Below are 26,563 nucleotides of genomic sequence, written 5' to 3' on the forward strand. Positions count from 1 at the left end.
GGGTCTCAGTCCTCGGTCCCGTCGAAGTACAGCCAGACACCGTCCTCGCGGACGAAGCGGCTGTGCTCGTGCAGCACGCCGGGCCGCCCGCGGCGGGTGTAGTGCGCGGCGAACTCGACGATGCCGTGCGTGGTGAACAGGACGCCGCCGCTGCGGGAGAGGATCTCCAGCCGGGTCCAGACCTGCTCGGGCTCGAGCGCGAGACGCCGGGGGCGGGTCCGCGGATGCCACGTGCGCCGCAGGTAGCCGGTGTCGCCGACGGCGAAGGCGGTGTACCGGGAGCGCATGAGCAGCTCCGCGGTCGGCGCGGCCGCGGCGCCGGTGTGGAACCGGCCGCAGCAGTCGTCGTACGGCTCGGGGAGGCCGCACGGGCAGGTCCCCGGCGTCGACGACGATCTGGTCACGCGATCAATCGTGGCAGCTGCCCTCGGCACCGGCAGCACCCGGACGGCGGCCGCCGGTTCTCAGGGTGCGGCGGTCAGCTGTTCGGCGCGGGTGCGCAGCCGGTTGAGCTCCGCGACGAGGTCCGGGGATCCCTCGACCAGTTCGACGTCGGCGTCGAGCCGGGTCAGGCTCAGCGCGAGCCACTCCAGGTTGTCCGCGCCCGTGCGCAGCAGGCAGGTGCCGTCGCCGTCGGGAACGGGCTCACCCATCCAGCCGGGCACCCGGTCGCGCAGCTCGTCGGCCGTCCCGCGCAGCCGCAGCACCGCGGTGAACGGCTGCGGGCGTGACCGCAGCGCCGCCGCGACGAAGCTCGCCGCGTCCTCGGCGGGCAGCTCGCGCGGCGGGACCCGGACACCGTTGGCGAAGGGACGGGTGACGCGGTCGACGCGGAACGTCCGCCACGCGCCGCGGTCGACGTCCCACGCGACGACGTACCAGCGCCGGTACCGCGACACCAGTCGGTGCGGCTCGACCAGCCGGGAGGTCTCGGACCCGTCCGTGGCCGTGTAGTGGAAGCGCAGCTGCTCGGAGCCGCGGCACGCCTGGGCGATGGTGAGCAGGACGTCCGGGTCGACGGACTCCCCGTAGCCCGCCACGGCCTCCGTCGCCACCGCGAGGGCCTCGACGCGTCGGCGCAACCGCGTCGGCAGGACCTGCTGCAGCTTCGCCAGTGCCCGGACCGACGTCTCCTCGATGCCCGCCACCGACCCGTTCGCCGCGGTGCGCAGCCCGACCGCGATGGCCACGGCCTCCTCGTCGTCGAGCAGCAGGGGTGGGATCCGGGTGCCCGCTGCGAGCTGATAGCCGCCGTAGGTACCGCGGCTGGTCAGGACGGGATAGCCGAGCTCACGCAGCCGTTCGACGTCGCGACGCAGTGTCCGCGGGCTGACCGCCAGCCGCTGCGCGAGCTCGTCGCCCGACCAGTGGCGGTAGGTCTGCAGCAGCGAGAGCAGCCGCAGGATGCGAGCCGTCGGGTCCATGACGCGAGCCTGCCAGACCTTGTGGCCGGAACCTGACCGCAAGCTCGAGACTGCCTTCCGAGCGCAACCTCAGGGTCGGCCCGAGCGCCCGCGGGAACCGTGAGGTTGCGGGCGGGCGGGGTGGGCGGGCGTCAGCGGGCGGCAGCCCGCGGGCGGTCCGCCGGGTCGGGCGCCACGCCGAGGTCGACGGCCAGCCCGACGACGGCCTGGTCGATCCGCCGCAGGTAGCGGGCGGCGGCGAGCATCTCGTAGCGTTTGCGGGGTTCCGTGCAGCGCGCGGCGTGGGCCTCCGCGGCGTCGACGAGGTCCTCGGCGGACCCGATGTCGGCGGGCGGTTCGAGCGTGTCGACGTCCCGTGTCGACGGCCCGCTCTGCTGCGGGATGGCCGCGACGAGGTGGTCGCGCAGCGCGTCGAGGTTGGCGCGGACCCGGTCGCCCGCGGGCCGCAGCGTCGGCTCCCAGTCGGGGTCGGTGACGCCGTCGGAGGTCCGCGCCAGGTCGCGGGTGTAGTGGTCGACGGCCGTGAGCACCCGCAGGATGCGTTCGTAGCCCGAGCGCCCCCGCCTGCGCGGCAGCGGGTTGCCCAGCGGTTTGGCCCGTTGCCGCAGCGTCGCGAGCGCGTCGTCGAGGTCGCGGGCGAGCTCGACCGGGGACGTCTCGGGCCCGAGGCCGCACAGCTGGTCGATCGCCGCGGCGAGCGCGGCGTCGGAGGCGTCGACCGCGTCGTCGAGCGCCTCCCCGAACGCCTCCCGGGTGCGCTTGGGGAGCACCAGGTAGCCCGCGATCATCCCCATCGCCGCCCCGACGGCGGTCTCCTCGATCCGCACCAGCAGTGTCTCGGCCGAGAACTGTCCGATCAGCCCGTACAGCAGCGCCAGCACCGTCGTGATCCAGAACGCCATGAGCGCCTGCGAGATCCGGACCAGGTAGAGCGCGAGGAACACGCAGCCGAACAGCAGGACCAGTGCGACGAGCCGATGGTCCCCGACGAGCCACGCCAGCCCCATCCCGGCCGCCACCCCGCCGATCGTGCCGACGACGCGCTGCGATCCGCGGTTGACCACGTCGCCGCGGCTCGCCGTCCCGGCGAACACGACGAAGGCCGCGATCACCGCCCAGTACCAGCGCGACGGGGAGATCAGGTCGCCGACGACGATCGCCAGGCTCGTCGCGACCAGCACCTGGACGGCCTGGCGCGTGGTCAGGTCCAGTCCCGGCCGGCCGTCGCCGGCGTCGGGCGCGTCGTCCTCGGCGGCGCTGCCGTCGGCCGGGGTGCCGGTGGTGCGGTCGGTGCTGCCGGATGCCGGGTCGGTGCTGCCGGATGCCGGGTCGGTGTGGTCGGGGTCGGTGTGGTCGGGGTCGGTGTGGTCGGGATCGGAGCGGTCGGGCGCGGCGGTGGGGTCGGGCGCCGCGGGGCGGGCGCCGTCCGGCGCGGGGTCGTGGCCCGCGGCCTCCCGGGCCAGGCTGAGCGCATCGGCGAGCCGGGTGACGGCGAACGCGACCCGTTGCGCGCGTTCGGAGCCGCCCTCGGTGTCGGCGGAGATGGCGTCGACGCTGCGTCGCGCGCCGTCGAGCAGGGCCGGGACGCGATCGGTCGGCGTCGGGGTCAGGGTGGCTCGGCCCAGCCCGCGCACGCCCGCGGCGAGCCGGCGCAGGACCAGCCGGTCGGGCGGCGGGTCCTCGGCCATGAGCCGCCGGGTGGAGATCGCCAGCCGTTCGGTGGCGAGCTCGGTGTCCATGACGCGCAACGGCAGGTCGCCGGGTTCGGGGGAGTCGCGGTCGAGGTGCTCGAGCTGGTCGACGACCTGCAGCGCGGTGTCGTTGAGCCGGACCCGGGCCCGGCGGACGGCGGCGAGCTCGTCGGCGACGTCGCCCGGTTCGGCGGCCAGCACGTCGCCCACCGCCTCCACGACGGCGTGCACCCGCGCCCGGAAGGCGCGCACGAGCCGGTCGAGCACCCGCTCGGGACGCTCGGCCAGCAGCCAGCCGCGCAGCAGCAGCGTCGAGGCGATCCCCACGCCCGCGGCCAGCAGGAGCCAGGGCAGCTCGGCGGCGCCCGTCTGCAGGAACTGGGTGAAGAAGTACGGCATGAACGCCGCCATGCCGAGCGCGAAGCCGCGTGGGCCGAACCGGCGCACCCACACCGCGGCCGCCATGACCAGCACGAAAACGACATCGGCGAGGAGCCGCGCGGGCGCCAGCAGCGTGCCGGCGGTGATCGCCAGGGCGGCGGGCAGCAGCATGAGTGCCGTCGTGATCCGGCGGGCGGGCAGCTCCGGCTCGTTGACCGACAGGTTGCTGACCATGGCGAGCACGGCGGCGAAGAGCAGGACGGTGACGGGCTGGCCGGTGAGCTCGCGGACCCCGGCCATGACGGCGGCCGCGAGCACCATCGCGGCGGTGGCGGTCGCGGCCATCCGCAGCCGGCCGAGCCCGGGGTCGACACCGGTGAGCGTCGTCCGCACCTCCGTGCGGAGGTCCCGCACCCACGCCCCCGCCGGCACGGGCGCGAGTCTCGCACGCGGCGGGTGAGGGCCGCGCCCGCGGGCGGGCGGGCATAGGCTGCGGCGCCATGGCCCGGTACTTCGACGTCCATCCCGTCGACCCCCAGCGGCGCGCGATCACGCAGGTCGTCGAGATGGTGCGCGAGGACGGGCTGATCGCGTACCCGACCGACTCGCTCTTCGCGCTCGGCTGCCGGCTCGGCAACGCCGAGGGGATCGCCCGCATCCGCGAGATCCGCCATCTCGACGACAAGCACCACTTCACCCTCGTCTGCCGCGACTTCGCGCAGCTCGGCCAGTTCGTCACCGTGTCGAACAGCCTGTTCCGCACGCTCAAGGCGGCGACGCCGGGCAGCTACACCTTCATCCTGCCCGCGACGCGCGAGGTGCCGCGCCGGTTGCTGCATCCCAAGAAGAAGACGGTCGGTGTCCGGATCCCCGAGCACACGGTGGTCCGGGCGCTGCTCGACGAGCTGGGGGAGCCGCTGCTGAGCTCGTCGCTGCTGCTGCCCGACGAGCCCGAGCCGCTCACCCAGGGCTGGGAGATCAAGGAACGGCTCGACCACCTGGTCGACGCCGTCGTCGACTCGGGGGAGTGCGGGGTCGAGCCGACGACCGTCATCGACTTCTCGGGACCCGAGCCGGAGATCGTCCGCCGCGGGGCCGGCCCGACCGACCTCTTCGAGTGACGGCCCGCCGGCTCAGACCGCCGCCCGGAACGCACTGATCAGCTCGAACACCGGCCCGCTGAACGTGCGCTGGGTCAGCAGGACCGCGACCGTCCCGGAGCCCGGGTCGGTCAGCCACGTCGTCCCGAAGCCGCCGTCCCAGCCGTAGCGGCCCCCGGGGTCGACGGCCAGGCCCAGGCCCCAGCCGCGGTCCCCGAGCAGCACGGAGCCGTGCTGCGGGCCGGTCAGCCGGTCGGTGGCCATCCGCGCCACCGTCGCGGGGGCCAGCAGCTCGCCCGCCGCCAGCGCGGTCGCGAACCGCACGTAGTCGTCGACGGTCGAGACGAGCCCTGCGCTGCCCGACGGGAACGCCGGGGGCCGGGTCCATGCGCCGCCGTCCTGCAGGGGGACGGGCGTGCCGTCGGGTCCGTCGGTCCAGCCGGCCGCGAGCCGGTCGACGTCGGCGCCCTCGACGTGGAACGCGGTGTCGGGCATCCCCAGCGGGGTCAGGACGCGCTCGGCGAGGACGTCGGGCAGCGTCGCGCCCCCGGCCCGGGCGACCAGGACGCCGAGCACGTCGGCGCACGTGTCGTAGAGCCAGCGCGCACCCGGCTGGGCGAGCAACGGCAGCGTGCCGAGACGGCGCAGCCACTCGTCGGGGGAGTGCGGCGACGGCGGGACCGGCGGCCCGATGGCGAGGCCGAGCTCGGCCGCGGCGGCGAACAGCGGGCTCGTCGGGAAGCCGACGTCGAGGTCGAAGCCCAGGCCGGCGCGGAAGCTCAGCAGGTCCTCGACGGTGATCGGACGCTCGGCGGCGACGGTGTCGTCGAGCGGGCCCTGCGGGTCGCGCAGCACCCGGCGGTCGGCGAGCTCGGGAAGCAGGTCGTCGACCGCGTCGTCGAGGCCGAGGGTCCCGTCCTCGACGAGCGACAGCGCCGCGGCCGCGACGACGGGCTTGGTCATCGACGTGATCCGGAACAGCGTGTCGCGCGTCATCGGGCGCGCGCCCTGCGCGCCGGGGTACCCGGTCGACCCGAGGACCTCGACCTCGGTCACACCACCGCGGGCGACCGCGGCGACCAGGCCCGGGACGGCGCCGCGTTCGACGTGCTCGGCGAGGGTCGCGTACAGGTCGGTCATCGTCGTCCTCTCGGTCAGGTCCCGGGCACCGGGACTCCGACGGTAGGACGACGCGGTCGCCACGTACTCATCGCCGACGCAGGCGTCGATCATGTGTCCGACGCACGCGCGGTCGATGAGCCCGGCGCACGCGCGGTCGGCCCGGTGCGCGGGCGGGGGATCGCGGCGGGCGGAACGAGGCGGGACGATGTCGGTCGTGCGCATGTCGATCGCGGTCCGGCCGTCCGCCGCGGTGCTCGACGCGCTGCGGGACCTGCCGCGGCCCGTCGTCCGCGGCGTCACGTGGTCGGTCCCGGAGCAGTGGATCGTGAAGCTGCGGCCGCTGGGGCACCTGACCGTACCGGCGGCCGGGGGCGGGCTGGAGGCCGCGCTCGTCGACGCGGTGGCCGACGCGGTCGAGGGCGCGGGGCCCGTGGAGTGCGTGCTCGGCCCGCGGACCGTGCGCCTCGGCGGGCAGTGGCTCGCGGCGCCCGCCCGGGGCCTCGACGAGCTCGGCGCGGCCGTGTTCGACGCCACATCACCGATCGTGCCGGTGACCCATCCGCAGCCGTTCCGCGCCGACCTGGTGCTGGCCCGCGGCCGGGTGCCCGCCGACCTGGCCGGTGCGGAGATCGACCTCCGGTGGACCGTCGAGCAGGTCGTTCTCGTCGCCGACCGGTCGTCGCCGCGCGGGGCGCGGCTCGAAGATCGGGCCGAGGTGCCGTTGGCAAGCACCCCGTCGGCGTGTCGCCGCGCGAATGCCTGATTCCCCTCGGGTGCGCCGCCGGCGATTGCGTGGCGGGGTAGCCTTCAGCCTTCACGACGCAGGATCGCAGCTCCCCCGTCGGCACCAGCGTCCCGGCTCCCGCGTGGAGTGGGACGGGGCGGCGATCGCAAGCCGTTCGGAGGGATCGCGTGGTGCGAAACTCGGAGCAGGGTGAGCCGCTCGGCGGCTCCACCGACCTCTGGGGGGACGTGTCCGGCGCCGGCGAGGGCCGGCGGCCCGCGTCGTGGCAGCCGCTGGGCGCCGCGCGGGTCCCGGTCGTCGAGGACCGTGGCCGTGACGACGCGTGGGCGCCCGAGGTCCGCCACCGCCCCTCGACCCCGGCGGGCGGGTTCGCGCAGGTCCCCGGCCCGTCCTTCCCGCCCGCGGGCCACGACGCGGCGGCGGCCGCGCCGGCAGCGGGGTCGCGGCCCTCGCCCGTCGCGCGGGAGCGTGCTGTGCCCGCCGAGCCCGAGCCGCTGTCGGGCCCGCTGCCCGTCGTCACGCCGGGCGTGGCGGTCGACGGCGTCCTGCTCGGGGTGATCCGGCGGCTGCGCGCGCAGGCCTCGCGGCAGGCGGCGCTCGCCGAACGCCTGCGCGCCAACGAGACCCGCCCCGGTCCGCTCGCCGACCTCGCAGAGCTCGCCGCCGTCGCTCGGCGCACCCGCCGCGACAGCGACACCGTCCTCACCCTCGCCGGTGCCGAGCCGGTGCGGCGCGCCGAGGGGCCGGTCCTGCTCGGCGAGCTGCTCGGTGAGGTGATGTCCGGTGTCGAGGACGCGCCGCGCGTCGTCGTCGCCCCGCCCGCCGGGGCCGTGCTGGCGGCCGCCGCGGCCGACGGTCTGGGAGCCGTCCTCGCCGAGCTGCTGGCGCACACCGGCGCGACCACGGCGCCCGGCGCCCGCATCGACCTGGCCAGCCACTGGACGGCCGACGGCGGGCTCGCCGTCGAGGTGTTCGTCGCGGGGGTCGCGCTGCGCGGCGAGGAGGCCGACGAGCTGCAGTTCCGCCTCGACGACCCCGCACAGGAGGGCCTGCTCCCGGCTGACCGGGTGGGGCTGTTCGTCGCGGCCCGGCTCGCCCGGCGGGCAGGCCTGCGTGTCAGCGTCCGGGTCGATCCGGCGCATCCGCCGGCGCCCGGCCTCGCCCTGGTCGCCGCCGTGCACTGTCCGGCGCACGTGCTCGTCGGGCCCGCCGAGAGTGGGCCGCTGCCCGTCACCGCCACGGCAGGGTTCGACCGTGAGGGGTTCGGGACCGGGGCGTTCCCGGCGTCGTCGTCGCCCGCCGGGCTCGCCGACCTCGACGATGCCGTCGGTGCGGACGCCGGGTTCGCCGACTCGCCGACCAGCATGTTCGCCGGTCGTCCGCCGGCGGAGCCGCTGTCCGCCGAGGCCGTCGACCCGCCCACCGGCGCGCTGCCCGTCGTCGACCCGCTGGGCGGGCGGCCAGTGACCGACACCCCGGCGCCCGACGGGCTGCCGCCGATCCGCATCGACGAGACACCGCTGTTCGCCGCGGCCAGTGCCGCGGTCTCGCACGGCGCCGACGCGCTGTTCGGCCCGCTCGACCCGCGCACGATGGGCACCGACGACGAGGCCGGCAGCCCCATCTACGAGGAGATGGCGTCGGCCTGGTTCCGGACCGGCGGGGCCCACCACGCGCCCGGCGCGGGCGCCGAGGACTGGGGCGACGACGGTGGCTGGGCCGCCGCGGCGCAGCTCGCGGCCGAGTCCGACGAGCTGTCCACGACGGCGAGCGGGCTCCCGCGCCGGCAGCCCGGCCGTCAGGTCGTCCCGCCGCCCCGCGGTGAACCCGGGGAGGACGGCGTGGGCGTCGGCGCGACGCGTACCGAGCGCGCCCCCGACCGGGTGCGGATGCGGCTGTCGAGCTGGCAGCGCGGTCTGCAGGAGGGTCGCCACCGCGCGGGCGGCGACGAGACCGTCGACGACTGACGGCGTCTGATCCCGTACGCACACCCTCCCGCGACCCCGGTTGCGGGAGGGTGCTTCTCGTCGGGATGGACGCCGCGGTACGCACCCTCCACTTTCGGCACTCGGTGCCGAAACGCTAGGCTCCGCGGACGACGACGAGGGCCGGGCTGCAAGGGAGCGGGCAATGGCGAGCACGGGCGAGTGGTTCGAGACGGTCGCCGAGGCACAGCGGCGGGCGCGCAGGCGGCTGCCGAAGTCCGTCTACATGGCGCTGGTCGCCGGCAGCGAACGCGGCATCACGACCGAGGACAACGTGGCCGCGTTCAGCGAGCTGGGCTTTCGGCCGCGCATCGCGGACCTGCCCCAGGAGCGTTCCCAGACGACGACGGTGATGGGCCAGGAGATCGCGTTCCCGGTCGTCATCTCCCCGACGGGCGTGCAGGCCGTCGACCCGGAGGGCGAGGTCGCCGTCGCGCGCGCCGCCGCCGGGGCCGGCACCGCGATGGGGCTGTCGTCGTTCGCGAGCCGGGCCGTCGAGGACGTCGCCGCGGCCAACGACAAGCTCTTCTTCCAGATGTACTGGGTCGGCACGCGGGAGCGCATCCTGCAGCGCGCCGAACGGGCCAAGGCCGCGGGCGCGAAGGGGCTCATCGTCACCCTCGACTGGTCGTTCGCCAACGGCCGCGACTGGGGCAGCCCGATGATCCCCGAGAAGCTCGACCTCAAGGCGATGCTGCGGTTCGCCCCCGAGGGCGTGCTGCGGCCGCGCTACCTCGCCGGCTGGCTCAAGCACGGCAAGCTCCCAGACCTCACGACGCCCAACCTCGCCGCACCCGGCGAGCCCGCCCCGACGTTCTTCGGCGCCTACGGGGAGTGGATGGGCACCCCGCTGCCGACGTGGGAGGACATCGCCTGGCTGCGCCAGGAGTGGGGCGGTCCGTTCGCCGTCAAGGGCATCACGCACCCCGACGACGCCCGGCGTGCCGTCGACGCGGGCGCCACGGCGATCTCGGTGTCCAACCACGGCGGCAACAACCTCGACGGGACGCCGGCGGCGATCCGGCTGCTGCCGGCGGTCGTCGACGCGGTGGGCGACCAGGTCGAGGTCCTGATGGACGGCGGCATCCGGCGCGGCGGCGACGTCGTGAAGGCACTGGCGCTCGGGGCCCGAGCGGTCCTGATCGGGCGCGCCTACCTGTGGGGCATGGCCGCGAACGGCGAGGCCGGGGTGGCCAACGTGCTGCAGATCCTGCGCCAGGGCATCGACTCGGCCCTGCTCGGGCTGGGCAGGTCGTCGATCCACGAGCTCAGCCGCGACGACCTGGTCATCCCGCCCGACTTCACCCGGTCCTGGAAGGGCTGAGCCCCGCCGCCGTGAGGCCGTCCAGCACGGCCTGCTCGACGGGCGTCGGATCGGTGCCGGACAGGTCGAGCAGGCCGGTGGGCTCCAGCGGGGGCTGGGCCATGAACCGCGGCGCGGTGCCCCGGTGCGGCTGCGCCGCGTGCACGACGAACGGGTGCACCAGGTAGACGTCGCCCGCGGCGCCGGTCGCGAACGCGACGGGCCGCCCGTCGCTCGCCGGGACCGCATCGCCGGCGAGGGCGACGAACTCCGCGCCGTCGTCGCCGTAGGGGGCGAGCAGCGGCGCGACGTCGAGGTGCGAGCCCACCCGGATCCGGGTCGGCGCGTCGTCGGGCCCGACGTCGGAGAACAGGAACAGCATCAGCAGCGCACGGCCGCGGGAGCGGAGGTTCGTCCGCGGCGCGCCGTCGGGACCGGCGTAGCTCGCCTCGACGTGCCACCCGGCGTCGCCGGGGTCGTCGGGATGCGGGAACCGGACGGGGAACGTGCCGAGCCCGGCGCGCGGCACCCACCGGCCCGGCCCGACGAGCCGGTCGAACGCCGCGTGCAGCACCGGCGTGGTCGCGGCCGCGCGGAAGGGCGGCTGGGCCATGCCGGGGATCCGCACGACGGGCCGCGTCCACGTCGCGGGATCGTCTGCGGCGCAGCCGGTCGCGGTCCACAACAGGTCACGGCACTCGTCGGCGACGTCGCGGCCGAACGCGCCGGGCAGGTGCACGAACCCGTCGGCGACGAACCGGTCGACCAGGGTGTCGTCGAGCTCCACGACGAGGAGCCTCGCCGAACGACCCGCCCCGGTCGACCGAGTTACGTCGTGGGCGGCAGCCGAGGGACGTGAAGAGGCCACCGGGCTGGTGTGGACGCGGTGGGATCACGCGACCAACCGCAACCAGGACCCACAGCTGCACAGCCACGTGGCGGTGCTCAACCGCGTCGTCGCGGGGCCCCGTCCGTCATGCCGAGCGGCGCTCCCGCACCAGGTCGAGCAGCCCGGCGACGCGCGGGTCCGGCCCGTCCGCCGGCCAGGCGAGCAGAACGTCCGTCGCCGGGAGGCCGGTCACGGGGACTGCGGCGACGTGCCGGCCGAGCCGGTCGAGGGCGCTGTCGCCGACGACCGCGATCAGTTGGCCCGTGGCGACCAGATCGATGAGCGCGTCGAGCCCGACCGGTGGGGGCTCGGTGACGTAGGCCGGGTCGCGGCTCAGGCACGCGGCCGTGAGGGAGGGCCGGCCCGCGAAGGGGTGGTCGAGCGGCACGAGGGCCACCGGGTGCTCGGTGGCAACGTGCCGGACCTGCAGGCCCGTCAGGTCGTCCGCCGAGGAGCACACCAGCGCGACGTCGGCGTGGCCGTCGCGGACCGTGGAGACCTGGTCCCTGGTGAAGACGAGCTCGATCGCGTCACGGCCGGAGCGGGCGACGTAGCCGCGCACCACCTCGCGCAGCAGGCCCGCGCCGGTGCCGGACGGGGTGGCGATCCGCAGCGGGCCGCGGCCGGTTTGCTGCGCCCGCCGGACGGCGCGGTCGAGGGCGCGCAGGGTGGCCCGCGCCTCGGTGCGGAACACGCGGCCGGCCGCGGTCAGCTCGACCCGGCGGCTGGAGCGCTCGAAGAGCGCCGTGCCCAACCGCCGTTCGAGCCGTGCGATCGCGCGCGACAGCGGGGGAGGGGCGATCCCGAGTTGGTCTGCGGCGCGGGCGAAGTGCAGCGTGTCGGCCACAGCGAGGAAGTACTCGAGTTCGCGGACCTCGATCCGAGCCATGACCCCCAGGGTAATGATCGTGCCTGTTTCCGGCATCGCTCCGCGGCATCGGGCCTGCGACGCTCGATGACAGGCGTGATCAGGACGACGAAGGGAAGAGGGCTGTGCGGATCGGCATCATCGGCACCGGGAGCATCGGGGCCGAGCTCACGCGGAAGCTCGGCGCGGCCGGGCACGCCGTGCAGGTCGCCAATACCCGCGGACCCGGGTCACTGGCCGGACTGGCGGCCGAGTCGGGCGCGGCCCCCACCGCCCTCGACGAGGTCTGCTGCGACGTCGACGTGCTCATCACCTCGATCCCGTTCGGCAGCACGCCGACCCTGCGGCCGATCATCGACCGCCTCCCCGCCGACGTCCCGGTGGCCGACACGTCGAACTACTACCCGCACCGAGACGGGCGCATCGCGGAGATCGACGACGGCACGGCTGAGGGCGTCTGGATCGAGCGGCACCTCGGCCGCCCGGTCGTTCGGGCATGGAACGCGCTGCTCAGCACGACGCTCGCCGGCCGGGCGCGGCCGCAGGGGGCCGCCGACCGGCTCGCCGTCCCCGTCGCGGGCGGCGGCCCGGGGGCCAAGGAGATCGTGATGGGCCTCGTCGACGACACCGGGTTCGATCCGGTCGACGCGGGCACCGTCGACGACACTTGGCGAATGCAGGCCGGGGCACCGGGCTACTGCACCGAGCTGACCGCCGCGCAGCTGCAGGAGGTGCTCGCGCACACGGACCCGGACGCCGTCGTCGTGCGGCGGGAGGCGGTCATGGCGATCATCGGGTCGTGGCCCCCGGGCTCCTCGTCCTTCTTCGACGACGTGCTGGCGCTCTACCGGGCGGCGGCGGGGCCGACCCTCACCGCTGCGCGCGCCTGACGAGCGGCCCGCGCGGCGCCGCGGTCGTTCTCGCTCGGCCGCGCCTGGCGAGATCACCATGTCACAGGCAGCGCGTCCACCCCGTGCGTGAACCACTACTCGCGGTGTAGCTGCTCAGGCAGGTAACGATCCGGGCGGTGAGCGCGTCGCGCACGGCCTCGACGCCGTAGCCGTCGAGGCGAGGCAGGTGGATCACCACCCGGCGGGTGAGGAGCGGGCGCGAACGACATCCTCGCGGCGGAGAGGTCCGCCTCGGAAGCGGTGTCGCGGCGCCGGGGGCGTGGGCGGCTGCCGAGGGCCGCTCACAGGGCCCAGGCCGCGTAGTCGTCCCAGGCCTGCAGCGCCAGCGTGCTCGTGAACCGCCGGTTCTCGCCGGTCAGGGGGTCGGTGAAGGCCAGCGTGCGGGCGAGCAGCTGCAGCGGACGGGTGTAGTCGTCCAGCGGCTTGTCGTGCAGCTCGGGGTAGAAGTGGTCGCCCAGGATGGGGACGTTCAGCGCCGCCATGTGCAGCCGCAGCTGGTGGGTGCGCCCGGTGGCGGGCGTCAGCCGGTAGCGACCGAGCCCGTCGCGGTGCTCGAGGAGCTCGACGTAGGTCTCGGCGTTCGGCGGCCCGTCGACCTCGCGCGCGACGATGATCCCGCGCTCCTTCACGATCCGGCTGGTCACGGTGCGCGGCAGCAGCAGCGCCGGGTCGTGGGGGGCGATCGCCTCGTAGGTCTTCGCGACCCGCCGGTCGCGGAACATCGTCTGGTACGCGCCGCGGTCCTCCCGGCGCACGACGAACATCAGCAGTCCGGCGGTGACCCGGTCGAGCCGGTGCGCCGGGCTGAGCTCGGGCAGGTCCAGGTCGCGCCGCAGCCGCACCAGCGCCGTCTCGACGACGTGGCGGCCGCGCGGGATCGTCGACAGGAAGTGCGGTTTGTCGACGACGAGCAGGTGCTCGTCGCGGTGCACGACGTGGATCGGGAACGGGACGGGTGTCTCGTCGGGCAGGTCCCGGTGCAGCCAGACGAAGGTCTCGGGGACGAAGGGGGAGTCCGGGCGCAGCGGCCCGTCGACGCCCGCGATCTCCGACCGGGCGAGCATCTCGTCGATGCGCTCGGGAGCGACCCGCGGCAGCCTCTCGACCAGGTGGTCGCGCATGAGGGTCCACGGCCCGTCGGCGGGGGTGCGCAGCCGGACCGCGTCGAGACCGTGCCGCTGCGGCAGCGGCGAGCGCAACGATCGCCTCATCGGTCCTCGACGCTACCGGGTGCGCGGCCCGCGCCGGCCCCCGCCCGCGCCGTCGCGCCCGCGCCGACCTGCGTCGTCACCCGTTGGTGGACCCGGACGTGGCGCACCGTTACCGGTTTGAGACGGTCGGGGGCGTCCCCCGAGAACCCCGACACGAGGAGTGGACATCATGAAGAAGCTGCGTCGCCGGCTGGGATCGGCCGTGAACGGCCTGGTGGAGGGCCTGTCCGTGGTCGCCGGCTGGAACCGTGGGAACCGTCGCAGGCGCTGACCGACCGCCCGTCCGGCCCGCGTCGGGGCTCGCCCCACGGGGCGCGCCACCCGACGCACCAGCTCCCCTCGACGCGGTCGGACGCTGAGGAATCCCCCGGAGACCTCTACCCTCGGACGAACGGCGTCGTCATTCGCGGCCTCCAGCTGTGCGGTCCCGCCGTGGCGGTCCCGCCGCGGGTCCGTGCCGACTACCGAGAGTGTGTGATTCGCGGGTGATCAGCCGCAGCAAGGACGCCGACACGGACCGCGCCGCCACCGGCATCGGTGGTGGTGCGGTCGACGGCGCCCTGGTGCCGCTCCCGGCACGGTCGGCGGCCCTCGTCCCGACGGGACCCGCGGCGCCCGCCGCTGCACCGGAGCCGAGCCTGGCCGAGCGCCTGCTCGACGGGGCGGGGGAGGGCGTCCTCGCGTGCGACGAGCGCGGCGTCGTCCGCTCGGCCAACGTCGTCGCGCGGCGGCTGCTGCCCGGCCTGCGCGTCGGCGAGCTGTCGGCGGCGGCGATGTCGCCGTTGACGCTCGCGTGCGGCGCCGAGAACGGCGGCGAAGACAGCGGCCGGGCCGGCGGCGGGAAGGGTGACGCCCCCGGCGGCGGAGGGGCCGGGACCGCGGAGGCCGAGGTCGCCGTCGACGGGCGCGCCCTCGCCGTCCGCCGCCGCAGCCTCCCGGGCGGCTGGACCGCGTGGCACGTGCGCGACGTCACCGAGGAACGTGCCCGGCTCGACAGTCTGCTGGCCGAGCGCGCGCGGTCGCGGTTCCTGGCCGCGGCCAGCCGCCGGCTCGGACTGTCGCTGCACCCGGGGCGGACGGCGCGGGCGGTCGCCGAGCTGGCCGCCGACGAGCTGGCCGAGGCCGCGATCGTCGTGCTGCCGGTGCACGCCGGCACCGTCGACTGGTACCGCTGCGAGCACGCCGGGCCCTCCAGCGCGGGGCAGGCCCCGGCCCGCGCGCTGCCCGCGCCGGTCGCGAGGGCGCTCGCAGGCCTCGACACCGGTCCGCAGCTGCTGGTCGCCGCCGAGCTCGACTCCGAGCCGTGGCGACGCACCGGCACCGGCGCGAGCGGGGCCGCGCTGATGGCGTTGCCGGGCAACGGGAAGCCCGCCGGCGCGCTGGTACTGCTGCCGCCGGAGGACGGCCCCGACGGCACGCGGGCCACGGCGGTCTCCCCCGAGCTCGACGCGGCGCTCGTCGAGGAGTTCGCGCAGCGGGCCGGGATCGCGCTCGCCGCGGCCTCGCTCTACGCGGCGCAGGCCCGCACCGCCGCCGTGCTCAAACGCAGCCTGCTGCAGCCCGAGCTGCCGCTCGTCGAGGGCGTGTCGTTCGCGGCGGCCTACCGGCCGGCCGAGCAGGGACTGCTCATCGGCGGCGACTTCTACGACGTCCACGCCGAGCCCGGTGGTCGCTCCGCGACCTTCATGCTCGGCGACGTGTGCGGCAAGGGTGTCGACGCCGCGGTCAGCACGGGCAGGCTGCGGCACTCGGTGCAGGCGCTGCGGCGGCTGGAGAGCGATCCGGTCCGGCTGCTCGAGCTGCTCAACGAGACGATGCTCGAGGCCGCCGCCGACGAGGACGACCCGGGGTTCGTCACCGTCGTCGTCGGCTCGGCAGTGCCGCTGGAGTCGGGCGGGCTGCGGCTCCGGCTCGCCGGCGGGGGGCACCCGCCCCCCGTCCTCGTGCGCGCCGACGGCGCGGAGATCGCCGAGGTCGGCGGGACCCTGGTCGGCGCCATCCCGGGAGCCCGCTTCCGGGCGCGCACGATCGACCTCGCCCCGGGCGAGTCCTGCGTGCTCTACACCGACGGTGTCACCGAGGCCCGCGGCGGCGTCGGCGGGCGCGAGGAGTTCGGCGAGGAGCGGCTCGTCGACCTGCTCGGCGGCTGCCACGTCATGCCCGCGGCCGCGATCGCCGAACGGGTGACGCTGCACGCCACCAACTGGCTCAGCGCGGGCAGCCGCGACGACATCGCCGTGCTGGTCGTACAGGCGCCGCTGCCGGGCAGCGCTCCGCGCCGCCACCTGCACTCGGTCCGCACCGCGACCGGGACGCCGCCGGCCGACAGAGAGGGACCTGCGTGACCGCACCACCCCCGACGCTCCCCGCCCGGTACGACGAGGCGACGGCCGCCGAGTTCCTCGACGCGCTGGGCCGTGCCGACGAGTGGCGTGCCTGCGAGATCGCGGTGCGCCTGCTCGACGCGGGTGTCCCGGTGTCCGAGGTGCTGGTCGGTCTCGTGGGCGGCGCGGCGCGGCGGATCGGGCAGCTCTGGCAGGGCGGGCAGTGGAGCGTCGCCCAGGAGCACGCGGCCACCGCCGTCAACGAGCGCGTCGTCGCCGCGGTCGGGGCCCGGATCCCGGCGGGCCGCGCGCGGGGCTCGGTCGTCGTCGGCTGTCTCGACGGCGAGTGGCACGCGCTGCCCGCGCGCATCGTCGCGGAGGTGCTGCGCGCCGACGGCTGGGGCGTGACGTTCCTCGGCGCCAGCGTGCCCGCCGAGCACCTGGCCTCCTACCTGCACGAGTACGGGCCCGACGCGGTCGCGCTGAGCTGCGCGCTGCCCATCCACCTACCGGCGGCGCACCGCACGATCCAGGCCGCCCAGCGCACCGGGACACCGGTCATCGCGGGCGGGCCCGGGTTCGGCGTCGACGGCCGCTGGGCCCGGCGGCTGGGCGTCGACGCCTGGGCGCCCGGCCCGGTCGAGGCCCTGGAGATCCTCGAGCGGGAACCGTGGCGGGGCCGTGCGGCGGCCGAGCAGGCGGCCTCGACCGGCGCGGACGCGGAGTACCCGGCGCTGCGCGAGCGCCGCGGTGAGCTCGTCGGCGCGGCGGTCACGGCGTTGCACGGGTTCTCCCCGCTCGCGGGCGGGGCACTGGCCAACCCGCTGGAGACCGATCCGTTCGAGGACGTCGGGCAGGTCGTCGACTTCCTCGCCGCGGCGGTCTACCTCGACGACGCCGAGCTGTTCGCGGACTACCTGCGCTGGCTCGCGGCCGCGCTCACGGCCCGCGGCATCACCACCGGCGGTCTGCGCACCGTGCTCGACGCGCTCGCCGCGGGACTGCACGACTTCCCGTTCGCCCTGCGGTGCCTGCGGGACGGCCGCGCGCTGCTGCGACGGGAGCCGACGATCGGAGGCGACGACCGGTGAGCGGCCATCCCGAGCCACTCCATCTCGACACGACGACCGGCGCCGACGGCACGCCGTGCGTGTCGGTGCGCGGCGAGCTCAGCCACACCACGGCCCCGGTGCTCGACGAGCAGCTGCGGGCCCTGGCCGGGCCGGGCACGGGGCCGGCCGACGTCGTCATCGACGTGTCCGCGGTGACGTTCTGCGACTCCTCGGGGCTGTCCGCCCTGCTCGCCGCGCACCGTCGCACCCGCCGCCGCGGCGGATCGGTCACGCTGCGCGGGCCGCGCGGCACGTTGCGCCGCATCCTGCGCCTCACCGGTGTCGACGTGCTGTTCGTCGTCGAGGACCCCGACGACGCCGCCCGCGACGGCGCCGCGCCGGCCGGCGAGGTCCCGCCGCACGCGCTCGACGCCGCCGCCGGGGGTCAGGCCTGAGCACGCTCGAACGGCCCGTCCCGACCTTCGCCGACGTCGAGGCGGCCGCCCGGGCGCTGGCGGGCGTCGCGCACCGCACGCCCGTGGTCACCTCGCGGACGCTCGACGCGATGGCCGGCGCATCGCTGTTCCTCAAGTGCGAGAACCTGCAGCGTGGCGGCGCGTTCAAGTTCCGCGGCGCCTACACGGCGCTGTCGCGGCTCCCGGAGCCGCAGCGCGCCGCGGGGGTGCTGGCCTTCTCGTCGGGCAACCACGCGCAGGCCGTCGCGCTCGCCGCCCGCGAGCTGGGGACGTCGGCGACGATCGTGATGCCGCTCGACGCGCCCGCCTCGAAGGTCGCCGCGACCCGCGGCTACGGCGCGGAGATCGTCACCTACGACCGCTACGCCGTCGACCGCGAGGAGCTGGCCGCCACCATCGCGGCCGAGCGCGGGCTGACGGTGATCCCGCCCTACGACCATCCGGACGTGCTCGCCGGTCAGGGCACCGCGACGCTCGAGCTCATCGAGGAGGCCGGGGAGCTCGACGCGCTGTTCGTCTGCCTCGGCGGCGGCGGGCTGCTCTCGGGGGCGATCCTCGCGGCCCGGGCCACGTCGCCCGGCGTGCGCATCCACGGCGTCGAGCCGGCGGCGGGCGACGACGGGCTGCGGTCGTGGCGGGCGGGGGAGATCGTGCACATCGACGTCCCTCGGACCATCGCGGACGGGGCGCAGACCCAGCACCTGGGCCGCTACCCGTTCGCGATCATCCGCGAGGGGGTCGACGAGATCCTCACCGTCGACGACGAGGCGCTCGTCGACTGCATGCGGCTGCTGGCGAGCAGGCTCAAGCTCGTCGTCGAACCGACGGGCTGCCTCGCGCTCGCCGGCGCGCTGTCCCGCAGGGAGAGCCTGGCGGGACAGCGCGTCGGTGTCATCGTGAGCGGCGGGAACGTCGACCTGGACCGCTTCGCCGCCCTGGTCGGCTGAGGCCGCGGGCGGCTCAGCCCGCCGACGGCGAACCCGCGCCCGGGGCCCGGGTTGCGGGCGCGCGCGCCGCGAGCGGCGACACGACGTCCTCGAGCGACTTGCGCTCGGCGTCGACACCCAGGAACCACGCGACCAGGCCACCGATCGCCATGATCACCGCGCCCATGAGGTAGCCGATGAACAGCAGGAAGGGCCGCGATCCGTCGCCGATCAGCGCCCCGTAGATCAGCGGTGCGACGGCGCCGAAGCACTGCGCGACGGCGAAGAACACCGCGATCGCCTTCGCCCGGACCTCCAGCGGGAAGATCTCGCTCACCGTGAGGTACGCCGCGCTCGCGCCGGCCGAGGCGAAGAAGAAGATGACCGTCCACGCGATCGTCTGCGTCAGCGCGTCCAGCATCCCCGCGTTGAAGAACACCGCCGTGATCGCCAGCAGGACGCCGGAGAGCAGGTAGGTGCCGCCGATCATCTTGCGGCGCCCGATCGTGTCGAACAGCGGGCCGAGCACGAGCGGGCCGACGAAGTTGCCGACGGCGAACGCGATGAAGTACAGCGGCACGTTTCCGGACGGCACGTGGAAGAAGGTCGTGAGCACGAGGGAGTAGGTGAAGAAGATCGCGTTGTACAGGAACGACTGCGTGATCATCAGCGTCGCGCCGAGCGTGGCGCGCCCCGGCATCTCGCGGAACAGCAGCCGCAGCAGCCGCAGGTAGCCGATCTCCGAGGCGGGGACGAGCGCGATGGCCTTCGACTCGTCGACGGCGGGCAGGTCGCGCCCGGTCTTGCGGACCTCCTCCTCGATGTAGGTGATCGACTTCTCGGCCGCGTCCCGGCGGCCGTTCATGATCTGCCAGCGCGGGCTCTCCGGGAGGTTGCGCCGCACGACGATGATGATCAGGCCGAGCACCGGGCCGAGCAGGAACCCGAGGCGCCAGCCCAGCGACGGGTGCACGGCGTTGAGCAGGATGAACGTGCCGAGCGTGCCGAGGATCGCGCCGAACCAGTAGGTCCCGTTGACGGCGATGTCGACGCGCCCGCGGTAGCGGGCCGGGATCAGCTCGTCGATCGCGGAGTTGATGGCCGCGTACTCGCCGCCGATGCCCATGCCGGCGATGAACCGGGTGAAGTAGAGGAAGACGATCCACCCCACGCCGTTGCCGAGCGTCAACGCCGTGAGGCCGCTGCCGATGAGGTACACGGCAAGCGTGATGATGAAGAGGTTGCGGCGGCCGAGGCGGTCGGAGAGATGTCCGAAGAACAACGCCCCGACGACCTCGCCGACGAGGTAGACCGTGGCGACCGCGCCGACCGCGGCCGCCGACATGCTCAGCCCCTCGGGCTTCTGCAGGATGCTGGCCACCGAGCCCGCGACGGTGATCTCGAGCCCGTCGAGCACCCACGCAACGCCGAGGGCGACCACCAGGCGGGTGTGGAACGGCGACCACGGCAACCTGTCGATCCGCGCGGGGATCAGGCTGCGGATCGGGTGTTCTCGTCTGACTTCTGCTTCCGGGCTCGCCACATCGGCCTCCTCATCCGGTGAGTCGACGTGCGGTACCCAAGCGCTGTGTCCCGTCACACGGCTCCCCGGGAACCAAACCCGAATGGCAGATCGGATTCGCGGAATTCGGTTTGCTTTTTCGGTTATGTCCGGTTCGAACCGGCCCCTGTGGGAGGTGGCGCCGCACGGGAGCGGTGGCGTGCCGGGCTAGCGTCGGAGGGGAACACCCACCTCCGAGGGAGAAGACCACAGCATGAAGATCGGCCTCCACGTCGCTGACTTCACCTGGCCGGGCGGCCCCCAGAACCTGGCCGCCGACCTCACCCGCGTCGTCACCACCGCCGAGGACGTCGGCTTCACCAAGGTCAGCGTCATGGACCACGTCTGGCAGATCCGCGGCGTCGGACCCGTCGAGAACGACATGCTCGAGGCGTACACGACGCTGGGCTACCTCGCGGCCCGCACGTCGCGCGTCGAGCTGCTCGCCTGGGTCACCGCGGTCAGCTACCGCGCGCCCGGCCTGCTCGCCAAGCAGATCTCCACCCTCGACGTGCTGTCGGGGGGCCGGGCCTGGCTGGGCATCGGCGCCGCCTGGAACGACGAGGAGGCCCGCGGGCTCGGCCTGCACTTCCCGCCGACCGCCGAGCGCTTCGAGCGGCTGGAGGAGACGCTGCAGATCTGTCTGCAGATGTGGAGCGACGACGACGGCCCCTACAACGGCACCCACTACACGCTGGAGCGCACCCTCGACTCGCCGCACCCGCTGCGGCGCCCGCACCCGCCGATCCTGATCGGCGGCGGCGGGGAGAAGAAGACGCTGCGGCTGGTCGCGCAGTACGCCCAGGCGTGCAACCTGTTCGGCGGCCCCGAGGTCGCGCGCAAGCTCGACGTCCTGCGCGAGCACTGCGAGGCCGTCGGCCGCGACTACGACGAGATCGAGAAGACGGTCATGTTCCCGCTCGACCCTGGCGCGGACGGCGAGAACGTCGACCCGATGCTCGAGCAGCTCGCCGGGCTGGCGACCCTCGGTGTCACGCACGTCCACGGCTGGGTCCCGGGTGTCTCGGCGATCACGCCGCTGGAGATCCTCGGCGAGAAGGTGATCCCGGAGGCCGACAAGCTCTGACGCGCCGGGCCCGGCCCGGGTCGCGGTCCGGGTCAGGCCAGGCCGAGCAGGATCGCGGTCAGCTCCTCCGGCCGGTTCTCCGGGACCATGTGGCCGGTGTCGATCTCGTGGTAGCGCCACGCGGGCGAGGCCTTCGCCCGCGCGGCGGCCGCCTCGAACGCCACGCTCGGCTCGGCCGTCGCGCGGATGTAGGTCAGCCCGAACCCGCACTCCTCCAGCGGCGCGCCGAGCCGGACGGGCTCGGTGAAGGTCCGCGCGGGCTGCGGGGTGCGCCGCGGCTGGGAGAACGCCGCGATCTCCGGCGACTCGTAGGCGCGCTCGTTCGGCGGGATCAGCCACGGCGCCCCGAGGCCCTGCGGAACCTCGCGGGCCGGGGAGAGCGAGGTGACGCTCTGCCCGTCGGCCGGGACGAACGCGTCGAGGTAGACCAGCTCGCGGACCCGGTCCCCGATGGCGTCGAGCGCGCCCGTCACCACCATGCCGCCGTAGGAGAAGCCGAGCAGCACCATGTCGTCGAGGTCCTCGTAGCGGACCGTGTTGACGACGTCGAGCACGTGCGTGGTGAGCGACACCAGCGGACCGGTGAGGTGGGACCGCTCCCCGATACCGGTGAGGCTGGGGGTGAACACCTCGTGGCCCTGCGCGGCCAGCAACCGGCGGACGTGCCGGAAGCCGTAGGAGCCGCCCCAGGCGCCGTGCACGAGAACGTAGGTCGTCATGGTTCCAGTCCATCACGGACCCGCCCGTCACGGACCCGCCCGACACGGGATCAGGGCAACGTGCCCGTCCGCCAGAACTCGTCGAGCCGCCGCAGGTACGGGGCGACGTCGATCCCGGCCCCCGCGAGCCACTCGTCGGAGTAGTAGGTGTCGGCGTAGCGGTCGCCCGCGTCGCACAGCAGCGCGACGACGCTGCCGCCCCGCCCGGCCGCGACCATCTCCGAGACGATCCGGTACGCCGCCCACAGGCCCGTCCCGGTCGAGCCCCCGGCGCGGCGCCCGGACACCGTCGCGAGGTGCCGGACGGCGGCGACGGCCGCCGCGTCGGGCACCCGGATCATCCGGTCGATCGCCGCGCCGACGAAGCTCGGCTCGACCCGCTGCCGGCCGATGCCCTCGATGCGGGAGCTGACCGGCGTCGTCACGGCGGTGTCGCCGTCGCGCCAGCCCGGCATGAACGCCGAGTTCTCCGGGTCGGCGACGCAGACGGCCGTGCGCCGTCCGGTGTAGACGCAGTAGCGGGCGATCGTCGCCGAGGTGCCACCCGTGCCCGCCGTCGCGACGACCCACGCCGGCTCCGGGTGGCGCTCCTGCGCCATCTGCGCGAACAGCGACTCCGCGATGTTGTTGTTGCCCCGCCAGTCGGTGGCACGCTCGGCGTAGGTGAACTGGTCCATGTAGTGCCCACCGGTCTCGCGGGCCAGCCGCGCCGCCGTCGCGTAGACCTCCGACGGGTGGTCGACGAGATGGCACCGCCCGCCGTGCAGCTCGATGAGCTCGATCTTCTGCCGGCTCGTCGTCCGCGCGACGACCGCCACGAACGGCACGCCGACGAGCCGCGCGAAGTACGCCTCGGAGACCGCCGTGGACCCGCTGGAGGCCTCGACGACGGGTCGCCCGCGCCGGATCCAGCCGTTGCAGAGCGCGTGCAGGAACAAGGAGCGGGCGAGCCGGTGCTTCAGGGAGCCCGTCGGGTGCGTGGACTCGTCCTTGAGGTAGAGGTCGACGTCCCACTCCGGCGGCAGCGGGACCGTCAGCAGGTGGGTGTCCGACGAGCGGTTCGTCTCGGCCTTGATGCGCGCGACCGCCTGCACGACCCACGCCCGGTGGCCGGGGTCGTAACGGTCGACGTCCTCGTCGAGCGGGACGTCGGGACAGGAGTCGCTGGTCATGGTCCTCCTCGCCGTGACGGACGTGGCCGGGCCACGTCCGGTCGCCGGCGCGCGGACGTGGAGCTCCGCCGCCCGCGATCACCCTAGCGGCGCCTGTGCGCGGAATGGTCGCTCCAGCAGGTCGCCCCAGCAGGTCGCTCCAGCGACTACTGCCACGCGCGACCTCCGGCCGTGGCCGTCGGACGCGGTGGCTACCCTCCGTTCGGCGCTGCAGGACGCGGCGCTGCAGGACCGAACAGCCGGCGAGGGACATGACAGGTGCGTACGGGGGCGTGGTCTCGCCCGCCGCCGACGCGTCCGCACGCGACCGGTGGCGGGCGCTGGCGCTGACCGACCCGGTGTCGCGGCTGGTCCGCAACGCCGCCCACGCCGGCATCGACGACGACGAGTACGACCTGCGGCTGCTCGCGCTCGCGGCGGTGGACATCGTCGTCGGATCGATGGGGTTCGCCCGCGAGGCCACCCTCGACGACGTGGTCGACGAGCTCGCCGGCCTCGCCGCCCGGATGGCGCCGCACCGGCCCGACCAGGCCCGTGACGTCGCCCAGACGGTCGTGCGCGGGCTGCTCAACGACGCCCACGAGCAACGGCGCTTCACCTACCGCTTCGCCGATCTCGGCGCGCCCGGCGAGCCCGCGCGCTGGGAGGCCTACAGCTTCCGGCTGCTGTCGCTGCGCGAGGCCGAGTACGGGCCGGTCCTCGTCGCGAGCGACCAGGCGGTGACGTTGTTCCTGCACGGGCTCGACGTCGACCTCGAGGACGCCGACCGCGCGCTCGCCCACGTCCTGCAGCGCCAGCTCGACGACCGCCGGTTCGACGCGGCCGCGCGCACCGCCGCCCAGGCGGAACGGACGAGCGTCGGGATGTCGGCGATGCTCGCCGAGCTGCTCGACGCGACGCGGCGCGACGTCGGCTCGCACGACTGGGAGCGCGAGGTCCCCGAGCGGCTGCTGCGCGCCCGCCGGCACGTCGAGTCCCGCATCGCCGAGGACGACCGGCTGCTTGAGCACGTCCAGGGCGGGCTCGACGCCGAGACCTCGCCGGAGGTGCGGGCGGTGTCGGGCCGGATCGTCGACCTGCTCGGCCGGGCCCGGCAGGTGCACCTGGACCTGGAGCGGCGGCTGGTCGGCGCGCGCGAGGTGTTCCTGTCGGCGCAGGTGCGTCAGCGGCTGGCGCGGCGGCGCCGGCTGCGGATGCTCGCGCTGCGCGAGGAGCTGCTGCTGCCGGTGCTGGAGCTGCCGCGGGCGGAAGCCGCCCTCGTCGCCTCCGCGTTCGCCGACCGCGCGCTCGGGGTGAGCGTGCCGCGGCTGGTCCGGTTCGACGACCTGGTCGATGCGCTGTGGGCGCCGCCGCGGGCGCGCGAGGCGGCCGAGCCGGAGATCGAGCTCGTGCCCGACGTCGACGTCTCCGACGACGTGCAGCGCTACCCCGAGCAGGTCGTGGCGGCCGCCCGCGAGGTGCTGGGAGCCGCCGCGGACGGCGAGGTCCGCCTCTCGGAGCTGCTCGCCGCGGTCCCCGACGGCCCCGACGCCGCCGAGGTCACCGAGCTCGTCCTGCTGTCGGCGCTGTGGGCGTTCGCCCCCGACGTCGCGGCCGAGGCCGAGGGCGAGGTCGCCGCCGAGGTCGACGTGCTCGCGGGCGGGATCGAGGCCGAGCGCGCCGACGAGCTCCTCGACGTCCCGGGTGTCGGCGGGCCCGACCTGGTCGTGCGCCTGCGCGGCGGCGCGACCGGGGCGACGGAGATGCCCGCGGAGCCTGCCGACGTCCTGTTCGTCGACGTCCACGGTGACGCCTACCGCGACGCCTACAGCAGGGAGACCGTGTCGTGACCAGCGTCGCCGCCGATCTCACCGAGGTCCGCGCCGCTGCCGAGCTGCTCGGGTTCGCGCTCGCGCGGCGCGCCCGACCCGTCGAGGGCGGGCAGTACCGGGCGCTGCTCGACCGCTACCGCAGCGAGCTGCGCTTCCGCGACGTCGTCGACACGATGGCCGAGGGGCTGGGGCTGGAGGTGCTCGGCACACCGCGGTCCGGACTCGTGCTCGCCCCGGACCCGGCGGGCCCGTTCGCCACCCGCCTCGGCGACCTGCGGTCCACGATGGACGCCGACGACCGGCTCGTGTTCGGGCTCGTCCTGATCGGCATCGCGGCCTACGCCTACCCGACCGACGCCGACTTCGACGACCCCGAGACCAAGCTCGTCGAGGTCGCGACGATCGACGGCTTCATCCGCGCCGCACTCGGAACGCTCGGCTCCCTCGCCGGGGTCGAGGGCAGCGCCGAGGAACGCGCCCGGGCCGCCGCGCAGGTGTACGCCGACCTCCCGCAGCTGATCACGACCCAGACCGGCCGCCGGGCCCGCGGCTGCACGCTCAAGGCCGTCGAGGACGTGTGCGGCTGGCTCGTCGAGCAGGGCGCGGCGCGCGAGGCCGCGTCGCTGGGGCCCGACACGTTCCACCTCACCGACCGGTTCCGGCTGCTGGTCGCCGACAGCGCGGGCGGCGGCGCCCTCGACGCGCTGCGCGACCTGCGGCGCGAGGACGTGCCGTGAGCCCGGCCGTGCCCGTGATGTGGACGATGCGCCGCGTCCGCCTGCACCGGATCGGGCCGCGCGCCGCGCGGTTCGTCGACGTGACCCTCGATCTCACCGACGCCGACGGCCGCGCCCTGCACTCGATCCTGTGGCTGCGCAACGGCGGCGGGAAGTCCACGGTCCTCTCGCTCATCTGCGCGCTGGTCCGCCCGCACCGCCGGGACTTCCTCGCGACGTCCTCGACCGGCAAGCACCTCGAGGACTACGTGCTGGGCTCGGACACCGCGCACGTCGTCGTCGAGTGGTCGGGGCCGGGCGGGCAGACGCTCGTCACCGGCGCGGTCTACGAGTGGGCCGACCGCGTGCAGCCCGCCGACCCCAACCGCGACCACGACCGCCTCGGCGCCCGCTGGTACGTGTTCCGAGCCCAGCCGGGTACGCGGTCGGGCGCGTCGCTGGACACGCTCCCGTTCGGCCCCGACGACGCCCCGACGCCGTTGCGCGACTTCGTCGCCGCGGTCAAGCGCTGGGACGCGATCCCGAACTGCGGCGTCGCCGTGACCGACTCGCAGGACCGCTGGAGCAGGCTGCTCGACGAGCACGGCCTCGATCCCGCCATCTTCACCGCGATCCTGCAGATGAACGCCACCGAGGGCGGCATCGAGGGGCAGTTCCAGTTCCGCGGGCCCGACCAGTTCGTGCGGTACCTGCTGGAGCTGATCGTCGATCCCGAGGTGCCGGGCCAGGTCTCGGACATCCTGGAGAAGGTCCGCGAGGGCCTGGCCGCGCGCCCGGAGATCCTCGCCGACCTGGCCTTCGCCGACGAGGCGGGTCCGCTGCTCGGTGAGCTGTCCGCGGCCCGCACGACGCACGCCGGGGCCACGGCCGCGGTCGCGGCCGCCGAGGCCGGCGCCACGAACCTGGCCACCGCGCTCGCCGCCGCCGCCGCGCGGGCCGAGGCCGCGGCCGCGGAGCACGCCGAGCGGGTCGCGGAGCTGACCGCGACGGGCGCCGCGCACGAGACCGCCGCCCAGGAGGCTCGGGTGCGGGAGGTCGCGGCGCGCCGGGCGGCCGCCGCGCATCGCG

General features: G+C 75.1%; 24 protein-coding genes and 1 pseudogene. 14 read left to right on the forward strand and 11 right to left on the reverse strand.

Features of this window, described 5'->3' with window-relative positions:
• Window positions 1–5 precede the first annotated feature (5 nt).
• The 3 genes from PSD17_RS11415 to PSD17_RS11425 form a co-directional block, all read right to left on the reverse strand.
• Complete coding sequence (locus PSD17_RS11415; protein WP_013676138.1) at window positions 6–404, reverse strand: YchJ family protein; 399 nt, start codon at window positions 402–404, stop codon at window positions 6–8.
• Between the two features lie 60 nt (window positions 405–464).
• Window positions 465–1,424, reverse strand: a complete 960-nt coding sequence (locus tag PSD17_RS11420) for a helix-turn-helix transcriptional regulator (protein ID WP_013676137.1) — start codon at window positions 1,422–1,424, stop codon at window positions 465–467.
• Window positions 1,425–1,555: 131 nt separating this feature from the next.
• Window positions 1,556–3,928: an FUSC family protein gene (locus PSD17_RS11425; RefSeq protein WP_339122613.1), complete on the reverse strand. Its 2,373-nt coding sequence runs from the start codon at window positions 3,926–3,928 to the stop codon at window positions 1,556–1,558.
• Window positions 3,929–3,996: 68 nt separating this feature from the next.
• Between PSD17_RS11425 and PSD17_RS11430 the strand changes: the two genes are divergently transcribed.
• Window positions 3,997–4,617 (forward strand): L-threonylcarbamoyladenylate synthase, encoded by a 621-nt coding sequence (locus PSD17_RS11430; RefSeq protein WP_013676135.1) that lies wholly within the window; start codon window positions 3,997–3,999, stop codon window positions 4,615–4,617.
• A 12-nt stretch (window positions 4,618–4,629) separates the two neighbouring features.
• Here the strand turns inward: PSD17_RS11430 and PSD17_RS11435 are convergent, their stop codons facing one another.
• On the reverse strand, window positions 4,630–5,736 hold the full coding sequence (locus PSD17_RS11435; RefSeq protein ID WP_339122614.1) for a serine hydrolase domain-containing protein: 1,107 nt from the start codon (window positions 5,734–5,736) through the stop codon (window positions 4,630–4,632).
• A 187-nt stretch (window positions 5,737–5,923) separates the two neighbouring features.
• Between PSD17_RS11435 and PSD17_RS11440 the strand changes: the two genes are divergently transcribed.
• The 3 genes from PSD17_RS11440 (at window position 5,924) to mftD (ending at window position 9,772) form a co-directional block, all read left to right on the forward strand.
• Window positions 5,924–6,481 (forward strand): 2'-5' RNA ligase family protein, encoded by a 558-nt coding sequence (locus PSD17_RS11440; RefSeq protein ID WP_013676133.1) that lies wholly within the window; start codon window positions 5,924–5,926, stop codon window positions 6,479–6,481.
• Between the two features lie 149 nt (window positions 6,482–6,630).
• Window positions 6,631–8,430, forward strand: coding sequence for a hypothetical protein (locus tag PSD17_RS11445; RefSeq protein ID WP_339122615.1), 1,800 nt, complete (start codon window positions 6,631–6,633; stop codon window positions 8,428–8,430).
• A gap of 163 nt (window positions 8,431–8,593) precedes the next feature.
• Window positions 8,594–9,772: a pre-mycofactocin synthase MftD gene (mftD, locus tag PSD17_RS11450; RefSeq protein ID WP_013676131.1), complete on the forward strand. Its 1,179-nt coding sequence runs from the start codon at window positions 8,594–8,596 to the stop codon at window positions 9,770–9,772.
• On the opposite strand, the gene PSD17_RS11455 is transcribed toward mftD, so the two are convergent.
• Window positions 9,750–10,538: a phytanoyl-CoA dioxygenase family protein gene (locus PSD17_RS11455; protein WP_339122616.1), complete on the reverse strand. Its 789-nt coding sequence runs from the start codon at window positions 10,536–10,538 to the stop codon at window positions 9,750–9,752. The genes mftD and PSD17_RS11455 overlap by 23 nt on opposite strands.
• Between PSD17_RS11455 and PSD17_RS35355 the strand changes: the two are divergent.
• Window positions 10,522–10,707 (forward strand): annotated as a pseudogene (locus PSD17_RS35355) (relaxase domain-containing protein); the annotation flags it as partial. The gene PSD17_RS11455 and the pseudogene PSD17_RS35355 sit on opposite strands and share 17 nt — an antisense overlap.
• An 18-nt stretch (window positions 10,708–10,725) precedes the next feature.
• Here PSD17_RS35355 and PSD17_RS11460 read toward each other — a convergent pair.
• A complete protein-coding gene (locus PSD17_RS11460) occupies window positions 10,726–11,529 on the reverse strand; it encodes a LysR family transcriptional regulator (protein ID WP_049803458.1) in 804 nt (267 codons plus the stop codon).
• A 104-nt stretch (window positions 11,530–11,633) separates the two neighbouring features.
• Between PSD17_RS11460 and PSD17_RS11465 the strand changes: the two genes are divergently transcribed.
• Window positions 11,634–12,398, forward strand: a complete 765-nt coding sequence (locus tag PSD17_RS11465; RefSeq protein WP_339122617.1) for an NADPH-dependent F420 reductase — start codon at window positions 11,634–11,636, stop codon at window positions 12,396–12,398.
• Window positions 12,399–12,459: 61 nt separating this feature from the next.
• On the opposite strand, the gene PSD17_RS11470 is transcribed toward PSD17_RS11465, so the two are convergent.
• Together PSD17_RS11470 and PSD17_RS11475 are read right to left on the reverse strand one after the other, a co-directional pair.
• Window positions 12,460–12,594 carry a hypothetical protein gene (locus PSD17_RS11470; protein WP_339122618.1) on the reverse strand — a complete coding sequence of 45 codons (135 nt, stop codon included), beginning with the start codon at window positions 12,592–12,594 and terminating at the stop codon, window positions 12,460–12,462.
• A gap of 106 nt (window positions 12,595–12,700) precedes the next feature.
• Window positions 12,701–13,630 (reverse strand): RluA family pseudouridine synthase, encoded by a 930-nt coding sequence (locus tag PSD17_RS11475; RefSeq protein WP_339122619.1) that lies wholly within the window; start codon window positions 13,628–13,630, stop codon window positions 12,701–12,703.
• A gap of 485 nt (window positions 13,631–14,115) precedes the next feature.
• On the opposite strand from PSD17_RS11475, the gene PSD17_RS11480 reads away from it, so the two are divergent.
• The 4 genes from PSD17_RS11480 to PSD17_RS11495 are packed head-to-tail and all read left to right on the forward strand — an operon-like array spanning window position 14,116 to window position 18,429.
• Window positions 14,116–15,975: a PP2C family protein-serine/threonine phosphatase gene (locus PSD17_RS11480; protein WP_013676125.1), complete on the forward strand. Its 1,860-nt coding sequence runs from the start codon at window positions 14,116–14,118 to the stop codon at window positions 15,973–15,975.
• Window positions 15,972–17,045: a cobalamin B12-binding domain-containing protein gene (locus PSD17_RS11485; protein WP_013676124.1), complete on the forward strand. Its 1,074-nt coding sequence runs from the start codon at window positions 15,972–15,974 to the stop codon at window positions 17,043–17,045. The genes PSD17_RS11480 and PSD17_RS11485 overlap by 4 nt, the downstream gene beginning before the upstream one ends.
• Window positions 17,042–17,461, forward strand: a complete 420-nt coding sequence (locus tag PSD17_RS11490) for an STAS domain-containing protein (RefSeq protein WP_063821906.1) — start codon at window positions 17,042–17,044, stop codon at window positions 17,459–17,461. Before PSD17_RS11485 ends, PSD17_RS11490 begins: the two co-directional genes overlap by 4 nt.
• Window positions 17,458–18,429 carry a threo-3-hydroxy-L-aspartate ammonia-lyase gene (locus PSD17_RS11495; protein WP_041761797.1) on the forward strand — a complete coding sequence of 324 codons (972 nt, stop codon included), beginning with the start codon at window positions 17,458–17,460 and terminating at the stop codon, window positions 18,427–18,429. Before PSD17_RS11490 ends, PSD17_RS11495 begins: the two co-directional genes overlap by 4 nt.
• 13 nt (window positions 18,430–18,442) lie before the next feature.
• Here PSD17_RS11495 and PSD17_RS11500 read toward each other — a convergent pair whose 3' ends face one another.
• Complete coding sequence (locus PSD17_RS11500) at window positions 18,443–19,951, reverse strand: MFS transporter (protein ID WP_339122620.1); 1,509 nt, start codon at window positions 19,949–19,951, stop codon at window positions 18,443–18,445.
• A 232-nt stretch (window positions 19,952–20,183) separates the two neighbouring features.
• On the opposite strand from PSD17_RS11500, the gene PSD17_RS11505 reads away from it, so the two are divergent.
• Window positions 20,184–21,056, forward strand: a complete 873-nt coding sequence (locus PSD17_RS11505) for an LLM class F420-dependent oxidoreductase (RefSeq protein WP_013676121.1) — start codon at window positions 20,184–20,186, stop codon at window positions 21,054–21,056.
• A gap of 32 nt (window positions 21,057–21,088) precedes the next feature.
• Here PSD17_RS11505 and PSD17_RS11510 read toward each other — a convergent pair whose 3' ends face one another.
• Window positions 21,089–21,775, reverse strand: a complete 687-nt coding sequence (locus PSD17_RS11510) for an alpha/beta fold hydrolase (RefSeq protein WP_339122621.1) — start codon at window positions 21,773–21,775, stop codon at window positions 21,089–21,091.
• 50 nt (window positions 21,776–21,825) lie between these two features.
• Window positions 21,826–22,947: a PLP-dependent cysteine synthase family protein gene (locus tag PSD17_RS11515; RefSeq protein WP_339122622.1), complete on the reverse strand. Its 1,122-nt coding sequence runs from the start codon at window positions 22,945–22,947 to the stop codon at window positions 21,826–21,828.
• 251 nt (window positions 22,948–23,198) lie between these two features.
• Here PSD17_RS11515 and PSD17_RS11520 point away from each other — a divergent pair, with 251 nt between their 5' ends.
• The 3 genes from PSD17_RS11520 to PSD17_RS11530 all read left to right on the forward strand — a co-directional run.
• Window positions 23,199–24,776, forward strand: a complete 1,578-nt coding sequence (locus PSD17_RS11520) for a hypothetical protein (protein ID WP_339122623.1) — start codon at window positions 23,199–23,201, stop codon at window positions 24,774–24,776.
• Window positions 24,773–25,495, forward strand: coding sequence for a hypothetical protein (locus tag PSD17_RS11525; RefSeq protein ID WP_013676117.1), 723 nt, complete (start codon window positions 24,773–24,775; stop codon window positions 25,493–25,495). Before PSD17_RS11520 ends, PSD17_RS11525 begins: the two co-directional genes overlap by 4 nt.
• A partial coding sequence (locus PSD17_RS11530; protein WP_445261004.1) for a hypothetical protein occupies window positions 25,492–26,563 on the forward strand: 1,072 nt, incomplete at its 3' end. The genes PSD17_RS11525 and PSD17_RS11530, both read left to right, overlap by 4 nt.

It is taken from the genome of Pseudonocardia sp. D17 (assembly GCF_036984265.1).
GTDB classification, from domain to species: domain Bacteria; phylum Actinomycetota; class Actinomycetes; order Mycobacteriales; family Pseudonocardiaceae; genus Pseudonocardia; species Pseudonocardia benzenivorans.

Excerpts from the sequence above, each read along its gene's own strand:
- PSD17_RS11420 (WP_013676137.1), bottom strand. The coding sequence starts at position 1,424 with ATGGACCCGACGGCTCGCATCCTGCGGCTGCTCTCGCTGCTGCAGACC.
- PSD17_RS11430 (WP_013676135.1), top strand. The coding sequence starts at position 3,997 with ATGGCCCGGTACTTCGACGTCCATCCCGTCGACCCCCAGCGGCGCGCG.
- PSD17_RS11435 (WP_339122614.1), bottom strand. The coding sequence starts at position 5,736 with ATGACCGACCTGTACGCGACCCTCGCCGAGCACGTCGAACGCGGCGCC.
- PSD17_RS11440 (WP_013676133.1), top strand. The coding sequence starts at position 5,924 with ATGTCGGTCGTGCGCATGTCGATCGCGGTCCGGCCGTCCGCCGCGGTG.
- mftD (WP_013676131.1), top strand. The coding sequence starts at position 8,594 with ATGGCGAGCACGGGCGAGTGGTTCGAGACGGTCGCCGAGGCACAGCGG.
- PSD17_RS11460 (WP_049803458.1), bottom strand. The coding sequence starts at position 11,529 with ATGGCTCGGATCGAGGTCCGCGAACTCGAGTACTTCCTCGCTGTGGCC.
- PSD17_RS11475 (WP_339122619.1), bottom strand. The coding sequence starts at position 13,630 with ATGAGGCGATCGTTGCGCTCGCCGCTGCCGCAGCGGCACGGTCTCGAC.
- PSD17_RS11505 (WP_013676121.1), top strand. The coding sequence starts at position 20,184 with ATGAAGATCGGCCTCCACGTCGCTGACTTCACCTGGCCGGGCGGCCCC.
- PSD17_RS11510 (WP_339122621.1), bottom strand. The coding sequence starts at position 21,775 with ATGACGACCTACGTTCTCGTGCACGGCGCCTGGGGCGGCTCCTACGGC.
- PSD17_RS11515 (WP_339122622.1), bottom strand. The coding sequence starts at position 22,947 with ATGACCAGCGACTCCTGTCCCGACGTCCCGCTCGACGAGGACGTCGAC.
- PSD17_RS11520 (WP_339122623.1), top strand. The coding sequence starts at position 23,199 with ATGACAGGTGCGTACGGGGGCGTGGTCTCGCCCGCCGCCGACGCGTCC.